This is a genomic window from Caulobacter sp. GW821-FHT11E11, from assembly GCF_058808315.1.
The window spans coordinates 399661-413931 of sequence record NZ_JBXARO010000001.1 but is presented as its reverse complement, the minus strand read 5'-3'; the positions used below and the strand labels follow the sequence as shown (position 1 = coordinate 413931).

The following is a 14271-nucleotide window of genomic DNA, read 5'->3' as shown; positions in this document are numbered from 1 at the left end:
CGTCCATGCAGGGGAACTATCGCAAGCTCGCCGACTTGCCGCTGGTGATCCCAGTGTTCCCGCTGGACGGGGTGCTGCTGCTGCCCGGCGGCCAGCTGCCCCTGAACATCTTCGAGCCGCGCTACCTGAACATGCTGGACGACGCCATGTCGGGCGAGCGGATCATCGGCATGATCCAGACCCGCCCGCACCAGGCGCCCGACAACGAGCGACCGGCCCTGGCGCCGGTCGGCTGCGCGGGCCGCGTGACCAGCTTCGCCGAGACCAGCGACGGTCGTTACCTGATCACCCTGACCGGGATCTGCCGCTTCCGGGCTGGTGACGAGCTGCCGGTGCGCACGCCCTATCGCCAGGTCCGCGCCGACTTCACGCCGTACGAGCCCGACCTGCGCGAGGACGCCGCCGGCGTGCGCACGGCGTCCGACATCGACCGACTGCTGCTGGCCTTGCGTCGTTATCTCGACCACCGGGGCCTGGCCATCGACTGGGGCGACGCCGAGAGCGCGCCCTCGGACGCCCTGATCAACAGCCTGGCCATGGCCCTGCCGTTCGAGCCCCTGGAAAAGCAGGCCCTGCTCGAGGCCGAGACCATCTTCGAGCGCAAGGCGACCCTGACCGCCCTCCTGGAGATCGACGCGGCCGCCAGCGACGATGACGAACCGCATTCGATCCAGTAGAGAGGGCGCATGACCGAAGCCGCTCCCGCTCCCCCCCCTTCGAATATTGGCATCGACGTCGATCCGCGCCTGCTGGAAGTGCTGGTGTGCCCCGTGACCCGCGGCGCGCTGGAATACGACCGCGCCAAGGGCGAGCTGATCAGCCGCTCGGCCAAGCTGGCCTATCCGATCCGCGACGGCGTGCCGATCATGCTGCCGGAAGAAGCCCGCGAGCTGGACGCTTAAGCTAGAGCGCCACGCCCCGCAGCAGCTTGGGCAGGTCGCCCACCCCGCCGCCGGCCTCGTGCATGAAGAACCGCCGGGCCGGGGCGATCTGGTTGACCACCGCCAGGCCCGCGCCGCGCGCCAGGCGCATCAGCGGGTTGTCGTTCGAGAAGATCCGCACGAAGGCGTCGAAGGCCACGGCGTTGCTGACCGTGTCGAACCGCCGCCAGCGGGCGTAGCGCTCCAGCACCGCCTCGGCGCCGATGTCCTCGCCGTTGCGGATGGCCTCGACCAGGACCTCGGCCAGGGCGGCGGCGTCCTTGAGGCCCAGGTTCAGGCCCTGTCCTGCGATCGGGTGCACCCCGTGGGCGGCGTCGCCGATCAAGGCCAGGCGCGGGGCGACCATGCGCTCGGCCAGAGACAGCGACAGCGGATAGACGAAGGTCGGCCCTTCGATCGTCACCTCGCCCAGGAAGTCACCGAACCGGCGCATCAGGTGGGCGTGGAAGGCCTCGGGGCTGGCGTTGCGCAGGGCCTCGCCGCGCGCGGTGCTCTCGGTCCAGACCAGGCTGGCGCGGTTGTCGGTCAGCGGCAGGATGGCGAACGGCCCGCTGGGCAGGAAATATTCGTGGGCCACGCCCTCGTGCGGGCGCTGCATGCGCACGGTGGCGACGACGCCGCTCTGGCCGTAGCGCCAGCCAATCTCGCCGATGCCGGCCGCGCGGCGCAGGACCGAGCCCCGCCCCTCGGCGCTGACCGCCAGCGGGGCCGACAGCACCCGGCCGTCGGCCAGGGTCAGCCGCGCGCCGGCCGCGTCGACCGAGAGCGCCTTGGCCGCCATCGGCGCGATGACGGGGATCTCTTTTTCCGTCACCGCCTTGGCCAGGGCCTGGCGGATACGGCGGTTCTCGATCAGGTAGCCCAGCGGCTCACCGTCGATGCGGCCCGAGATCTCGCTCGAGTCGAAGCGCAGGAAGGCCGCCGAGGGCTTGCGGGCCGCCGCGCTGGGCGTGCGGCCGTCGGTGACCAGGATCTGCTCGATGCGCTGGGCGTGGGGGGCCAGGGCCTCGCCCGCCCCGATCGTGCGCCACTGGCGGAAGCTGGAATAGGCGATCGCCGAGCTGCGCCCGTCGAAGGTGGGGGCCAGCTGGGCCTCGAACGGCTGCGGATCGACCAGGAGCGGCTTCAGGCCACCCGACGCCAGAGCCAGCGCCAGGGTCGAGCCGGCCATGCCGGCGCCGGCGATGATGACATCCGCGTCCATGACTACTTGACCTCCGCGTAGGGGGCCTGGGCGTCCGGACGGACCAGACCGCGCGTGGCGTCGCCCACGCCGATCAGCACGAACTGCACCGCCAGAGCGCAGAGGATCAGGCCCAGCACCCGCACCACGATGCTCATGCCGATCCGGCCCAGCGCCCGGCTGATCAGCGGCGAGGCCCAGAACACCGCCACCAGCACCAGCGACACCGCCGAGATCACCGCCACGCCCAGGCCCAGGCCCGCCCAGCCGAACGGCTTGGCCTCAGCGGCGTAGATGATCACCGTCGAGATCGCCCCCGGCCCGATCAGCAGCGGCATGGCGAACGGCACGATCAGGCGCTCGAAGCGCTTCTGGGCGTAGACCCGCGCCGACTGGCCCTCGATGCCCTCGGCCGCGTCGGCGAACATGGTGGTGAAGTCGTCACGCAGCATGTCCAAGCCGAGAATGAACAGGATGACGCCGCCGGCGATGCGGAAAGCCGGCATCGAGATGCCGAAGAACGCCAGCAGACCCACGCCCGTGAAGAAGAAGAAGATCAGGAACGCCGCGACGAACAGGCCGATATAGACGGCCACCATTCGGCGTCCCGCCGCGGCCGCGCCCAGGGTGGCGGCGGCGAACAAAGGCACGTTGCCGATCGGGTCGATCAGGGCGAACAGCGCGACGAAGAAGTTGACGGCCAGCTTCGCCTCGGTCATTCGACGTCCTTACCTTGCAATCCGCGCCCAAGCTCGACCCTTCCTAGGGCCGGCGACCACGCGCGCCAACCCCGGGGACCGAATATGACCGCTGATCCGCGCCTGATCGTGCCGCTCGACCTGCCCACCACGGACGACGCCCGCCGCATGGTCGAGCAGCTGGGCGACGCGGTCAGCTTCTACAAGATCGGCCTGGAGCTGCTGGCCAGCGACGGCATGACCCTGGCTCACGAACTCAAGGCCAGCGGCAAGTCGATCTTCCTGGACTGGAAGCTGCACGACATCGGCGCGACCGTGGAGCGCTCGGCCCGCGTGCTGGCCCAGAGCGGCTGCGACCTGCTGACGGTCCACGCCGAGCCGCAGGTGATGAAGGCGGCGGTGAAAGCGCGCGGCGACTCGTCCCTGAAGATCCTGGCCGTCACCGTGCTGACCAGCCTGACCGACGCCGACCTCGTCGAGATGGGCTACAGCTTCAACGCCCGCGACCTGGTCGAGCGCCGCGTGCGTCAGGCCGTCGAAGCCGGCGTCGACGGCATCGTCTCTTCGCCCCACGAAGCGGCCCTGGCCCGTGAGATCGCCGGCCCTGATTTCCTGATCGTCACCCCCGGCGTGCGCCCGGACTGGTCGGCCAAGAACGACCAGGCCCGCGCGGCCACCCCCGCCGACGCCATCCGCGCCGGCGCCAGCCACCTGGTCTGCGGCCGCCCGATCACGGCCGCCAACGACCCGCGCGAAGCGGCGCTGAAGGTGGTGGGAGAGATCCGCGGACTGTAGGCGCGTGAACGTCCTTTTCGTCTGTAGCCAGAACAAGCTGCGCAGCCCGACGGCCGAGCAGGTGTTCGCCAGCTGGCCCGGCATCGAGGTCGATTCCGCCGGCCTCGACGACACCTGCGGCAACCCGGTGACGCCCGAGGCCCTGGACTGGGCCAATCTGGTGCTGGTCATGGAGCAGGCGCACCGCAACAAGCTGTCGCGCCGCTTCAAGAAGCACCTGAAGGACGTCCGCGTGATCGTGCTGGGCATCCCGGACGACTACGAGTTCATGGACCCGGAGCTGGTCAGGATCCTCCAGGCCAAGGTCCCGCCGTTTCTCCGGCGCTAGCTACTTCACCACCATCGCTACCCCCCGCGCCCGGGGATCCGCCTCCGGCACGGGCGTGCGGCCCACGACCTGGATCGCCTCCATGTCGCCGCTGAAGTCCTCGACCCAGCGATAGCCCCTACCCTCCAGCGCGGTCTTCAACGCCACGGACGGCGGCGCCGAGGGCTCGTAGAAGATCACATTCTCCGGCAGCAGCTGGTGGTGGAAGCGCGGCGCCTTCTGGGCCGCCTTCAGGCTGAGCTTGAAGTCGTAGACATTGGCCAGCACCTGGAACACCCAGGTGAAGATCCGCGAGCCGCCCGGCGTGCCGATCACCATGGCCGGCCGACCGTCCTTGACCAGGATCGTCGGCGTCATCGACGACAGCGGCCGCTTGCCCGGCGCGATGGCGTTGGCCGCCCCGCCGACCACGCCGAACATGTTGGGCGCGCCCGGCTTGGCCGAGAAGTCGTCCATCTCGTCGTTGAGCAGGAAGCCCGCCCCCTCGACCACCACGCCCGAGCCGAACCAGCCGTTCAGGGTGTAGGTGTTGGACACCGCATTGCCCCAGCGATCGACGACCGAATAGTGCGTGGTCTGCGGCTTCTCCAGGCCGGGCGTCACGGCCTTGGTGGCCGACGGCTTGGCCGGATCCACCTCCTTCGCCCGCCGCGCCACATACGACGGATCGATCAGGTTCGAGACCGGGACCTTCACGAAGTCCGGATCGCCCAGATATTCGGCCCGGTCGGCATAGACGCGCTTCTCGATCTCGGCCAGCAGGTGGATGTACTGCGGGCTGTTCAGCGCCACGCCTTCGAACGTCGGCGCCAGGTCCTGCTTCATCAGCAGGAGCTGCATCAGAGCGATACCGCCCGAGCTGGGCGGCGGGGCGGTGATCACGTCATAGCCGCGCCACTTGGCCTTCAGCGGTTCACGCCACACGGCCTTGTAGCCCGCCAGGTCGGCCTTGGTGATCAGCCCCTTCACCGCTCCGCGCTGCATCTGGGCGACGATCAGGTCGGCGGTCTTGCCCTCGTAGAAGCCCTTGTCACCGCCCTTGGCGATCCGCTCCAGGGTCTGGGCCAGGGCCGACTGTCTGAACATCGTCCCGGCCTTCACCGGCCCGAAATAGTCGCGGAAGTTGGTCCTGGAGAACTGCGGCGGGACCTCGTTGCTGAGCATGCCTGAGAACTGCGCGTTGACCAGGAAACCCTCCCGCGCATAGCGGATCGCCGGCGCCAGCACCCGCGCCCACGGCAGCTTGCCGAACCGCTGGTGGGCCATGGCCAGGCCGCGCACCGTGCCCGGCGTGCCCGCCGCCAGATTGCCGAACAGCGACAGCCCCTCGACCGGCTCGCCGTCCTTGCCCAGGTACATGTCGGCCGAAGCCGCCGCCGGCGCCGTCTCGCGATAGTTCAGGAAGTAGGGCTTGCCGTTCACGTACAGGGTCATGAACCCGCCGCCGCCCAGATTGCCGGCCTCGGGATAGGTCACCGCCAAGGCAAACCCCGTCGCCACCGCCGCATCGACGGCGTTGCCGCCGGCCTTGAGGATCTCCTGCGCGGCCAGGGCCCCGTAGCGATCGGGCGAAGCCACCGCCCCGGCATCCAGCGCGCGGACGACCGCCGCCTTCGACTTGGCGGGCGCTGCCAAAACCGGCGACGCGGTCAGCAGCAGGGCGGCCGACAGGCTCGCGGCGATCCGGGACAGCAGGCGCAAGGCAGATCTCCGTGACGATGTCCGGTCACGTTAGCCGGCTTGAAGATCATTGGGGAGACGCGGACGCTGAACGCGGCGATCCAGGCCATGCGCCCCGTCCATTCATCGCTCGGCGCCGCATTTAACGCCCATCGTGCTCGAAAAGGCATGTTTGGGGTAGCGCCGTCGGAAATCATCGCCCTATGGTAGCGCTGCAGTTGATCGCCGTGGGGGGCTTACGATGAACTGGGGTTGGAAACACAACGTCGCGCTCTGTGCTGCCGCCGCGCTTTTCCTGGCCGGCTGCACGTCGAACTCGCATGTGGCGAGCATCGAGATTGTCGAGATCAAGGATCCCAAGCCTGAGCTCAAGCCCAAGCCTGAGCCTGAAAAACTGCCAGACTGCCAGCGCGTCGAAGGCGCGGTGACCCACGAGAACATCGTCTTCAAGGATACGCAGGAAGCGGCCTTCGCGGGCGTCCTGCGCACGACCGGCGAGGCCAGTCCCAAAGGAAAGCAACGCTACATCTTCCATACGCACGGCATGGGCATGACCGAGGCGTGCAAAGGCCTCATCGACCCGCTCAACAACGCGCTGAAAGCGCGGGGTTATCGTAGCGTTGGACCGCAATCGGACTGGCTCGACGCGCCGACCACGACGCCCCACCATATCCGCGGCGAGGCCCTGCCTTGCGGTCCGGGTAGCTCCAACAACGAGCTGAAGCCCTGTCTTTTCACCTCGTTCGGCAAGTATCGCGTGGACCGCTTCGAAGGCCCCGGCGGCGATAAGGTGGTGGTCTACAGCTATTACTGGCACGGCGATCTTTGGCGCGTTCAGTATCCCTTCGTCCGACACGACCTGAACCAAAATCCTGGCCTGTTCGCCAAGCCGGCCAAGGTGATCGTGGATGCGGGGCTTGGTGATGCGGCCGCCTATCTTGGCGAAATGGGCGCGCCACTGAGGGAAGGCATGGCCAACACGATCTGCGCCATGCTGCGTGAGGCCGGCAAAATCCAAGGCCCCGCGCGGCCCCAAGGGCTCGACGCGTGCCTCACGGACGGCGAGGCCAACACCATCGCAAGCATGGACGAGCTCCAGATCAGCTTCATATCCCACAGCCTGGGCAGCCGCATGCTGTTCGACGTTCTGGGCAAGGAAACCGAGGGGGGCGGGCGCATCCCGATGCCGGCGCAACGGGCCCTGGCCACCCGGACCGACACCTTCTTCATGGCCGCCAATCAGTTGCCACTGCTGGGGCCTGGGCGCGTGCGTCGGACAATCGACGCTATAGAGGTGCAAGATCGCGACACCTGCGGAGCCTTGCCCAACTTCCTCGCCTACCGGTGCGCGATCAACAAGCTCCAGGAAGACAGGTCGCCAAAGGGTGCGAGATCCTTGGAAGTGATCGGCTTCGTGGATCCAGGCGACCTGCTGGGCTTTCGAGCCAACGGCGGAATCATCGACGGGACCTATCCCGGCATCCGCTTCATCGCCGTTCGCCATCGCAACGCGCCACAGATCCTCTGGCTAGGAACCTGGCCCAGCGAAGCCCACGACCAGGAACTGAACAAACCCAGCGCCCTGGCCCTGTTCCTCTGTGGCGGCGTCAGGGTCGACGGCGATAAGATTGACAGCAAGCTGAGGCCCCGCGCCTGCGGAGCATCCGGAAGGCGCGAGTGATGCGAGTGCGGCAGGAGCGCGGCCTCCTGCTCACCCCAGCTCCAGCGCCCGCAGCACCGCCATCTGGTCGTAGTACGGCCGCTCGCAGATGATCTTGTCGCTCTCGGGCGCGAACTCGAAGCTGGCGGCCATGCGGACGCGGAAGGCCTTGCCGGTGGGTTCCACCGTGCCGGTCGGCAACCGCAAGGGGCCGAGGTGGGTGCCGGTCAGCCGGAACTCGACCAGCACCGTGTCGCCGGCGTGGGCGATCGCGATGACTTCGTTGCCTTGATCCGGGAACGGCGTGCGCGAGGCGGCGAAATAGCCGCGCACGGCGGCCTCGCCGTCGAACACCGCGCCCGAACCGTACATCTCGTAGCGGGGGTGCTGGAAGGTGGCGATCACCGCGTCCCAGTCGTGGACGCATTCCAGCGCCATGTGGTCGCGCACCACCTGGATGCGGCGCTCTGCGAGGTTTTCCATGACGCTTCTCCCCTGGTTTTCGGGAAGCGTCGCGCGTCCGGCGTCAGAAGTCGACCGCCACACCCTTCTTCTCCCAGTCGCCGAAGCGGGTGGGCTCGGGGCCGTCGCGACCGCCCTTTTCCGTCGGCAGGGCGGCGGCGGCTTCAGCGGCACGACGCGCGGCGGCCTCCTCCAGCGCGCGGCGGGCGGCGGGGGTCAGGTCCTTGCCGGGAGCGGCGCCCAAGGGGGCGTCCGTCTCGGTTTGCGACGAAGATTGCGACGAAGACGGCTGATCCTGCGACATGACCAAGGTTTAACATCATCGCGATTGCAGGCGCCAGCTTGGCAGTGTTCAACGCCCGACCTTGAATATCGACGTTCCGTGATCGGGGAGATCTGAACATGACTGCCAGTCGTTGGCCGCACGCCTTCTTCGGCGCGGCCGCCTTTTACGCCATGGTCGGGGTCTCGTGGGGCCTGGCCATGAGCATCAGCAAGGACCACGCGACCTACTCGGCGCACGCGCACCTCAATCTGCTGGGCTGGATCAGCATGGCCCTGATGGGGACCTTCTACGCCCTGCTGGGCCAAGGGGTCGCCAACTGGGTGAAGGTCACGAATTTCGCCCTGTCGAACGTCGGGGTGATCTGCATGATCAGCGGCCTGTACCTGTATCTGGGCCAGAAGGGACCGCCGTCGGTGTTCGGTCCGTTGCTGGCCGTGGGCGGGCTTTCGGTGGTCGGCGGCTTCTTCGTGTTTGGCCTGACGGCGGTCGGAACGGCCCTTCGCAAGCCGGCTTCAGCAGCCTGATTTCGTCAAATCGCTTGCGCTCGCCGTCGCCTTTGGGCACGGCGAGGCGGTGACTCAAGAATTGAACGACGGCCTCCCCGCCCGGGAAGCCGCCCTGAACCTTATCGATGCGGCCCTGTCGCGTCGCGGCGGCATCGACGAAGCCGCCTCCGCCAACGGTTTCCGCTTCCTGGAGCCGCGTGAGCGCGCGTTCGCCCGCGCGCTGGCCATGGCCGTCCTGCGCCACCTGGGCCCCATCGACCGCGCCCTGGCCGCCAAGCTGCAGAAGGCTCCGCCCGACCGGGTGATGAACCTGCTGCGTCTGGGCGCCGCGCAGGCCTTCCACCTGGAGGTCCCGGCCTTCGCCGCCGTGGCCACCTCGGTCGAGCTGGCCGGCGCCAACAAGACCAGCCGCCCGTTCAAGGGCCTGGTCAACGCGGTGCTGCGCGGCCTGCTGCGCGACGGAAGCCCCAACGACGACCCGGCGCTGCTGGCTCCGCCGTGGCTCTATGCCCGCTGGGTCGCCGCGTTCGGCGAGGCCACCGCCCGCGAGATCGCCGCCCAGATCGCCATCGAGCCCGCCACCGACCTGTCGGTGAAGCCCTCGGCCGACGCGGCCGCCCTGGCTGAAGAGCTCGAGGCCGAAGTGCTGCCCGGCGGCTCCCTGCGCGTGCGCCGCAAGGGCGACGTGGCCGGCTGGCCGGGCTTCGAGGACGGAACCTGGTGGGTGCAGGACGCCGCCGCCGCGGTTCCCGCCCGTCTGCTCTCGATCAAGCCCGGCGACAAGGTGCTGGACCTGTGCGCCGCGCCCGGCGGCAAGACCTTGCAACTGGCCGCCGCCGGCGCGGACGTCGTGGCCCTGGACCGCTCGGCCGCCCGCCTCAAGCGCGTGGACGAGAACCTGCAGCGCATGGGCCTGACCGCCGAGGTCGTGGCCGCCGACGCCGCCGCCTGGGACGACACGCGGACCTTCGACGCCATCCTGCTGGACGCACCGTGCAGCGCCACCGGCACCTTCCGCCGCCATCCGGACGTGTTGTGGGCCGCGCGGCCCAGCGACGTCGCCAGCCTGGCGGGCGTGCAGTCCAAGATCCTGGACAGCGCCGCCGATCGTCTCAAGCCCGGCGGCCAGCTGGTCTACACCGTCTGCTCGCTCGAGCCGGAAGAGGGCGAGGCCCAGGTCGAGGCCTTCCTGGCGCGCCGCAAGGACATGGCGCTGGAGCCCATCCAGCCCGGCGAAGGCGGCGCTCCCGAGGCCAGCCTGACCCCGCGCGGGACCCTGCGCCTGCTGCCGCATCACCGCGACGGCGGCCAGGACGGCTTCTTCGCCGCGCGGTTTCGCAAAGCGAAGTAGCTGACAGAGCGGCGCGACACGGCTATCCCAGGACCATGACCGCGCCGATCCTCGCCCCCTCCATCCTCGCCTCAGACTTCGCCAAGCTGGGTGAGGAAGTCGCCGCCATCGAAGCGGCCGGCGCCGACTGGGTGCATGTCGACGTGATGGACGGCCACTTCGTGCCCAACATCACGCTGGGTCCCGACATCGTCAAAGCCATCCGGCCGCACGCCAAGATCCCGTTCGACGTGCACCTGATGATCAGCCCGGCCGACCCGTACCTGGAGGCCTTCCGCGCCGCCGGGGCCGACCTGATCAGCATCCACCCGGAAGCCGGCCCGCACCTGCACCGCTCGCTCAAGCGCATCCGCGAGCTGGGGGCCAAGGCCGGCGTGGTGTTCAACCCGTCCACCAGCATCGACCATGTCGAGTGGATCCTCGAGGACGTCGACCTCCTCCTCGTCATGTCGGTCAATCCCGGCTTCGGCGGCCAGAGCTTCATTCCCGGCCAGCTGCGCAAGGTCGAGGCCCTGCGCCAGATGGTCGACAAGGCGGGCCTGGACATCATCATCGAGGTCGACGGCGGCGTGACCCCCACGACCGCCCCGCAGTGCGTCGCGGCCGGCGCCACGGCCCTGGTCGCCGGCTCGGCGGTGTTCAAGGGCGGCCCCGCGGCCTATGCCGACAACATCCGCGCGCTGAAGGGCGGCTGATCCCAAACGATGGCCGTCAAGCGTTCCGCCAACGGCTTTCCTCTTCCCGCGCCTAGACGCGGCGGCGTCCTATGGAAGGCCGTCACGGCCGAGCTTTCGGGTCACATCGAGCGCGAGTGGTTCGGTTCGGGCCCGCATCGCCTGCTGATCGCCCTGCCCCGCCCCGAAGGCCTGGCCGCTCGCCCGCACGATCCGCGCCCCACCGATCCCGAGCATGGCAAGAAGATGCTGACCGGGACCCTGACCCTGGACGGCGGCACGCTGCGCCTGGGCCCCGACGGCGACCCGTTCGACACCGCCAGCCCCTCGCGCCGCTTCGCCGTCAGCCTGCACCGCTTCGACTGGCTGCCCGACCTGACCGCCGCCGGCTCGGACGGCGCCCGCCGCGCCCTGCGGCTGATGGACGACTGGCGCCGCGTCTTCGGCAAGTGGAACGCCTTCTCGTGGAGCGCCGAGTGCGTCGAGCGCCGCGTCTTCCACCTGGCCTGCGCCGCCAAGGTCCTGGCCGTCGAGGGCAGCGACGCCGAGATCGCCGACCTGACCCAGGACCTGGCCCGCCAGGGCCGCCACCTGCTGGAGCTCAAGCGCAACCCCGAACGCACCCTGGAGCGCGCCATCGCCGCCACGGTCGCCGGCTGCGCCCTGGCCGGCAAGCCGGGCGAGGCGCTGATCGACAAGGGCCTGAAGGCCGTCACCAAGCACGTCGACACCATGGTGCTGGCCGACGGCGGCCACGCCACCCGCAGCCCCGAGGCCGGCGTCGAGCTCCTCTTCGACCTGCTGACCCTGGACGACGCCCTGGGCCAGCGCGGCCGCCCCTCGCCCGAGAGCCTCTCGCGCGCCATCGACCGCCTCTCCACGGCGGCGCGGTTCTTCACCCTGGGCGACGGCCATCTGGCGGCCTTCCACGGCGGCGAGGCCATCGCCCCCGCCCGCATCGCCGCCGCCCTGGCCCATGACGACGCCGGCCCGCGCCCGCTGAACGCCGCCCCGCACAGCGGCTATCACAAGATGATCGGCGGCAGCCTCGAGGTCATCGCCGACTGTGGTCGTCCTCCCGCCGGCCCCCTCTCGGTCGCGGCCTGCGCCCAGCCGGCCGCCGTCGAGATCGTCTGCGCCAAGGACCGCCTGATCACCAGCTGCGGCTGGAGCCCCGAGGCCACCGGCGCCAACGCCTTCCGCCTCTCGGACGCGGCCTCCACCGTCTCGGCCGGCGACGGCTCGGCCGGCCGCCCCCTCTCGGGCTTCCGCGCCAAGGCCCTGGGCCCCTGGCTCGTCGACGGCGCGACCAAGGTCGAGGCCAAGCGTCACGACGACGTCGGCGGCGTCTGGCTGGACATCGTCCACGACGGCTGGCGCCATGTCGGCCTCCAGCACGCCCGCCGCCTGTTCCTCGACGCCGTCAATGACGAGCTGCGCGGCGAGGACGCCCTGACCCCGCTCAACGCCGACCCCGGCGCCCCTCAAGACGGAATTGGCGGCCCCCGCCGCTACCTGCCCTTCGCCGTGCGCTTCCACCTGCATCCCGAGGCCCGCGCCTCGATCGCCCGCGATGGCAAGAGCGTCCTGATCCGAGGCCCCAACAACATCGGCTGGTGGCTGCGCAACGACGCCGTCGACGTCGAGATCGCCCCGTCAGCGCACTTCGACCACGGCCTGGCCCGCAAGGCCGGCCAGATCGTGCTCAAGAGCCAGGTGCGCCCCGAGGTCGGGGCCAAGATCCGCTGGAAACTGACCCGGGCGGAGGGCTGACCCGATGGGCTTCTCCCACCGCCGCCCCCAGGACCCTGGCCGCACGCACCAGGCGCCGGAGTACACCGCCGAGGAAATCTCCGAATTGATCGCCGCCCTGACGGCGGACGCGCCGGACCTGCTGACCGTGCTGGAGCGCGAGGCGAAGACGCCGGGCAGCGTGGCGATGGCGGACTATGACGACGTCTACGACCGGATGCTGACGTACCTGTTCGAGCACGGGTTCATCCACACGCACATCGAGATGGCGATGGTGTTTAGGGCGGTGGTGGCGCGGGTTCGGGGTTAGAGGACCAAGGCGTTGCCCGGAGGCGGGAGCGAGGGCTTGGGAGGACTCACGCGAGCGGAGGGTTAGAGAACCACTTCACCGTCAATCGGCTGAGCACCGTATTTGCGCCGCATCTTATTGGACAAAATTGGCAAACTGAGCTTTGGTTTTCTCTTCAGATGCCACCGAACGCTTTCCGTGACCCCAACATACCATCTTTATATCGATGATTCAGGGTCACGAGATCTCGACAGAAATCTTGATGCTCAAGATGGCTCGAAGTGGTTTGCGCTCGGCGGCATTCTGATAGCAGAAGAAGACGAAGAATTCGCTCGAAAGGCCTATAGCGAATTTTGCACTAAGTGGGAGATCGACTACCCACTTCACTCGTACGACATTCGTAATAGAGTAAATCGATTTTCATGGATCGCGAAGCTTAGACCTCGAGAGCAGGCTGAATTTTATAAATCTCTTGCAGATTTCCTTACCGAGATACCGGTAATAGGGACTGCATGTGTCATCGATCGCCTGGGTTATAATACACGGTACCGAGAAAAATACGGCACTCGCCGATGGGCGTTATGTAAAACTGCCTTCACTATAGTCGCCGAGCGATCAGCTAAGTTCGCATTTCAGCGCAACCGTCGCTTGAAGATATATTACGAGCGCTGCTCACCACGTCACGATCAGGCGATTGAGAAATATTTTACCGAAATGCGTGGCGATGGAATGCCATTTAACGCTGAGAATTCGGCGAAATATGATCCATTTGGGCAAAATGAACTCCGACACACTCTTTGGGAGTGCAAAAGGAAGTTCAAAACCTCGCCCATGGTTCAGGTTGCTGATCTTTATTTATTCCCGATGTGCGTCGCTGGATATGATCGAAGCTATCGTGCTTACACGGCGATATACGAAAAGAAGCGCGTCATAGACTGCCACGTTGACGACGGCGATCTAGCCAAACTTGGCGTAAAGTATAGCTGCTTTGAGCTCAGAAAAGAAAAAGGGGAAGGCTAACACCTCCCCCTCAATCCGGCCGCCATAACGGCAAACCTCATGGGCTCCGCCCGCGTTAAACTTCTTACAAAACATCGAATCGGTCAATCAAAAAACGCTTGACTTAGTAGAATTTTTTGATCTTCCGAAAATCCTCGCTACGTCCGATTCTGTCGCTACCACGTGCTATCATTTCGGCCGCAGGGGCTCCTTTTCGCTCCTCCCAGTGTCGGAGCCACCTTAAATCTCTCGAAGGCTGCAGCGTGCAGGGCTGATCAGGTTAGTCAAGGACCGCCCTCTGGGCGGCCGCGGCGCGGCGACGCGAAGCGTCGTCCCCCGGGTCCAGCTTCGCCGGCCCGAGGGCATGCCTTGAGTGACCTGATCAGCCCAGCGATCGTCTCGCCGTGAGATGTAAGGCGGGCGCTCTTCCGGGGCGGAAGACCACTCAACAAACTTGTGTCATCCCGGCCGAAGCGCAGCGTAGAGCCGGGACCCAGGGGGTGACGAAGCGCAGTGCGCGCCGCCCCTGGGTCCCGGATAGCCTCTGCAAGGCTTCCGGGATGACACGGTGTTGGGGTCGCGCACGCCGAGCCCCTTTCCCCTTGCGGGAGAGGGTGGCCCGCGAAGCGGGTCGGGTGAGGGGTTGCGCGGCGGATGGTTATCGACC

The 14271-nt window shown here is 67.8% G+C and carries 16 protein-coding genes; 11 read left to right on the top strand and 5 right to left on the bottom strand.

Going from position 1 to position 14271, the window contains the following annotated elements:
* The first annotated feature begins 5 nt into the window (after positions 1-5).
* The gene (locus tag AC1RR5_RS02065) at positions 6-677 is read left to right on the top strand and encodes an LON peptidase substrate-binding domain-containing protein (RefSeq protein ID WP_492919436.1); all 672 of its coding nucleotides are present in this window, start codon (positions 6-8) and stop codon (positions 675-677) included.
* Positions 678-686: 9 nt separating this feature from the next.
* Positions 687-902, top strand: coding sequence for a Trm112 family protein (locus AC1RR5_RS02060; protein ID WP_492919435.1), 216 nt, complete (start codon positions 687-689; stop codon positions 900-902).
* Position 903: 1 nt separating this feature from the next.
* Here the strand turns inward: AC1RR5_RS02060 and AC1RR5_RS02055 are convergent, their stop codons facing one another.
* Both AC1RR5_RS02055 and AC1RR5_RS02050 read right to left on the bottom strand, forming a co-directional pair.
* A complete protein-coding gene (locus AC1RR5_RS02055) occupies positions 904-2145 on the bottom strand; it encodes a UbiH/UbiF/VisC/COQ6 family ubiquinone biosynthesis hydroxylase (RefSeq protein ID WP_492919434.1) in 1242 nt (413 codons plus the stop codon).
* A 2-nt stretch (positions 2146-2147) separates the two neighbouring features.
* Positions 2148-2843 carry a MarC family protein gene (locus AC1RR5_RS02050; RefSeq protein WP_492919433.1) on the bottom strand — a complete coding sequence of 232 codons (696 nt, stop codon included), beginning with the start codon at positions 2841-2843 and terminating at the stop codon, positions 2148-2150.
* An 84-nt stretch (positions 2844-2927) separates the two neighbouring features.
* Between AC1RR5_RS02050 and pyrF the strand changes: the two genes are divergently transcribed.
* Positions 2928-3617 carry an orotidine-5'-phosphate decarboxylase gene (pyrF, locus tag AC1RR5_RS02045; RefSeq protein WP_492919432.1) on the top strand — a complete coding sequence of 230 codons (690 nt, stop codon included), beginning with the start codon at positions 2928-2930 and terminating at the stop codon, positions 3615-3617.
* A gap of 4 nt (positions 3618-3621) precedes the next feature.
* Entirely contained in the window at positions 3622-3945 is a 324-nt protein-coding gene (locus tag AC1RR5_RS02040) for a low molecular weight protein tyrosine phosphatase family protein (protein ID WP_492919431.1), read from the top strand.
* Here AC1RR5_RS02040 and ggt read toward each other — a convergent pair whose 3' ends face one another.
* Entirely contained in the window at positions 3946-5646 is a 1701-nt protein-coding gene (ggt, locus tag AC1RR5_RS02035; protein ID WP_492919430.1) for a gamma-glutamyltransferase, read from the bottom strand.
* A gap of 220 nt (positions 5647-5866) precedes the next feature.
* On the opposite strand from ggt, the gene AC1RR5_RS02030 reads away from it, so the two are divergent.
* Entirely contained in the window at positions 5867-7306 is a 1440-nt protein-coding gene (locus tag AC1RR5_RS02030; protein WP_492919429.1) for a hypothetical protein, read from the top strand.
* Positions 7307-7336: 30 nt separating this feature from the next.
* Here the strand turns inward: AC1RR5_RS02030 and AC1RR5_RS02025 are convergent, their stop codons facing one another.
* Entirely contained in the window at positions 7337-7768 is a 432-nt protein-coding gene (locus tag AC1RR5_RS02025) for an ester cyclase (RefSeq protein ID WP_492919428.1), read from the bottom strand.
* A 43-nt stretch (positions 7769-7811) separates the two neighbouring features.
* The gene (locus tag AC1RR5_RS02020; protein ID WP_492919427.1) at positions 7812-8051 is read right to left on the bottom strand and encodes a DUF1674 domain-containing protein; all 240 of its coding nucleotides are present in this window, start codon (positions 8049-8051) and stop codon (positions 7812-7814) included.
* Between the two features lie 98 nt (positions 8052-8149).
* On the opposite strand from AC1RR5_RS02020, the gene AC1RR5_RS02015 reads away from it, so the two are divergent.
* The 6 genes from AC1RR5_RS02015 (at position 8150) to AC1RR5_RS01990 (ending at position 13625) form a co-directional block, all read left to right on the top strand.
* On the top strand, positions 8150-8557 hold the full coding sequence (locus tag AC1RR5_RS02015) for a hypothetical protein (RefSeq protein ID WP_492919426.1): 408 nt from the start codon (positions 8150-8152) through the stop codon (positions 8555-8557).
* A 49-nt stretch (positions 8558-8606) separates the two neighbouring features.
* The gene (locus AC1RR5_RS02010) at positions 8607-9890 is read left to right on the top strand and encodes an RsmB/NOP family class I SAM-dependent RNA methyltransferase (RefSeq protein ID WP_492919425.1); all 1284 of its coding nucleotides are present in this window, start codon (positions 8607-8609) and stop codon (positions 9888-9890) included.
* A gap of 35 nt (positions 9891-9925) precedes the next feature.
* Positions 9926-10585 (top strand): ribulose-phosphate 3-epimerase, encoded by a 660-nt coding sequence (gene rpe / locus AC1RR5_RS02005; RefSeq protein WP_492919424.1) that lies wholly within the window; start codon positions 9926-9928, stop codon positions 10583-10585.
* Between the two features lie 9 nt (positions 10586-10594).
* On the top strand, positions 10595-12337 hold the full coding sequence (locus AC1RR5_RS02000) for a heparinase II/III family protein (RefSeq protein ID WP_492919423.1): 1743 nt from the start codon (positions 10595-10597) through the stop codon (positions 12335-12337).
* Positions 12338-12341: 4 nt separating this feature from the next.
* Positions 12342-12626, top strand: a complete 285-nt coding sequence (locus AC1RR5_RS01995; RefSeq protein ID WP_492919422.1) for a hypothetical protein — start codon at positions 12342-12344, stop codon at positions 12624-12626.
* Between the two features lie 102 nt (positions 12627-12728).
* The gene (locus AC1RR5_RS01990; RefSeq protein ID WP_492919421.1) at positions 12729-13625 is read left to right on the top strand and encodes a DUF3800 domain-containing protein; all 897 of its coding nucleotides are present in this window, start codon (positions 12729-12731) and stop codon (positions 13623-13625) included.
* The last annotated feature ends 646 nt before the right edge of the window (positions 13626-14271 follow it).

Coding starts and splice junctions, on each gene's coding strand:
- AC1RR5_RS02015 (WP_492919426.1), top strand. CDS start 8,150: ATGACTGCCAGTCGTTGGCCGCACGCCTTCTTCGGCGCGGCCGCCTTT.
- AC1RR5_RS02050 (WP_492919433.1), bottom strand. CDS start 2,843: ATGACCGAGGCGAAGCTGGCCGTCAACTTCTTCGTCGCGCTGTTCGCC.
- AC1RR5_RS02065 (WP_492919436.1), top strand. CDS start 6: ATGCAGGGGAACTATCGCAAGCTCGCCGACTTGCCGCTGGTGATCCCA.
- rpe (WP_492919424.1), top strand. CDS start 9,926: ATGACCGCGCCGATCCTCGCCCCCTCCATCCTCGCCTCAGACTTCGCC.
- AC1RR5_RS02030 (WP_492919429.1), top strand. CDS start 5,867: ATGAACTGGGGTTGGAAACACAACGTCGCGCTCTGTGCTGCCGCCGCG.
- AC1RR5_RS02060 (WP_492919435.1), top strand. CDS start 687: ATGACCGAAGCCGCTCCCGCTCCCCCCCCTTCGAATATTGGCATCGAC.
- AC1RR5_RS01995 (WP_492919422.1), top strand. CDS start 12,342: ATGGGCTTCTCCCACCGCCGCCCCCAGGACCCTGGCCGCACGCACCAG.
- pyrF (WP_492919432.1), top strand. CDS start 2,928: ATGACCGCTGATCCGCGCCTGATCGTGCCGCTCGACCTGCCCACCACG.
- AC1RR5_RS02020 (WP_492919427.1), bottom strand. CDS start 8,051: ATGTCGCAGGATCAGCCGTCTTCGTCGCAATCTTCGTCGCAAACCGAG.
- AC1RR5_RS02025 (WP_492919428.1), bottom strand. CDS start 7,768: ATGGAAAACCTCGCAGAGCGCCGCATCCAGGTGGTGCGCGACCACATG.
- AC1RR5_RS02055 (WP_492919434.1), bottom strand. CDS start 2,145: ATGGACGCGGATGTCATCATCGCCGGCGCCGGCATGGCCGGCTCGACC.
- AC1RR5_RS02000 (WP_492919423.1), top strand. CDS start 10,595: ATGGCCGTCAAGCGTTCCGCCAACGGCTTTCCTCTTCCCGCGCCTAGA.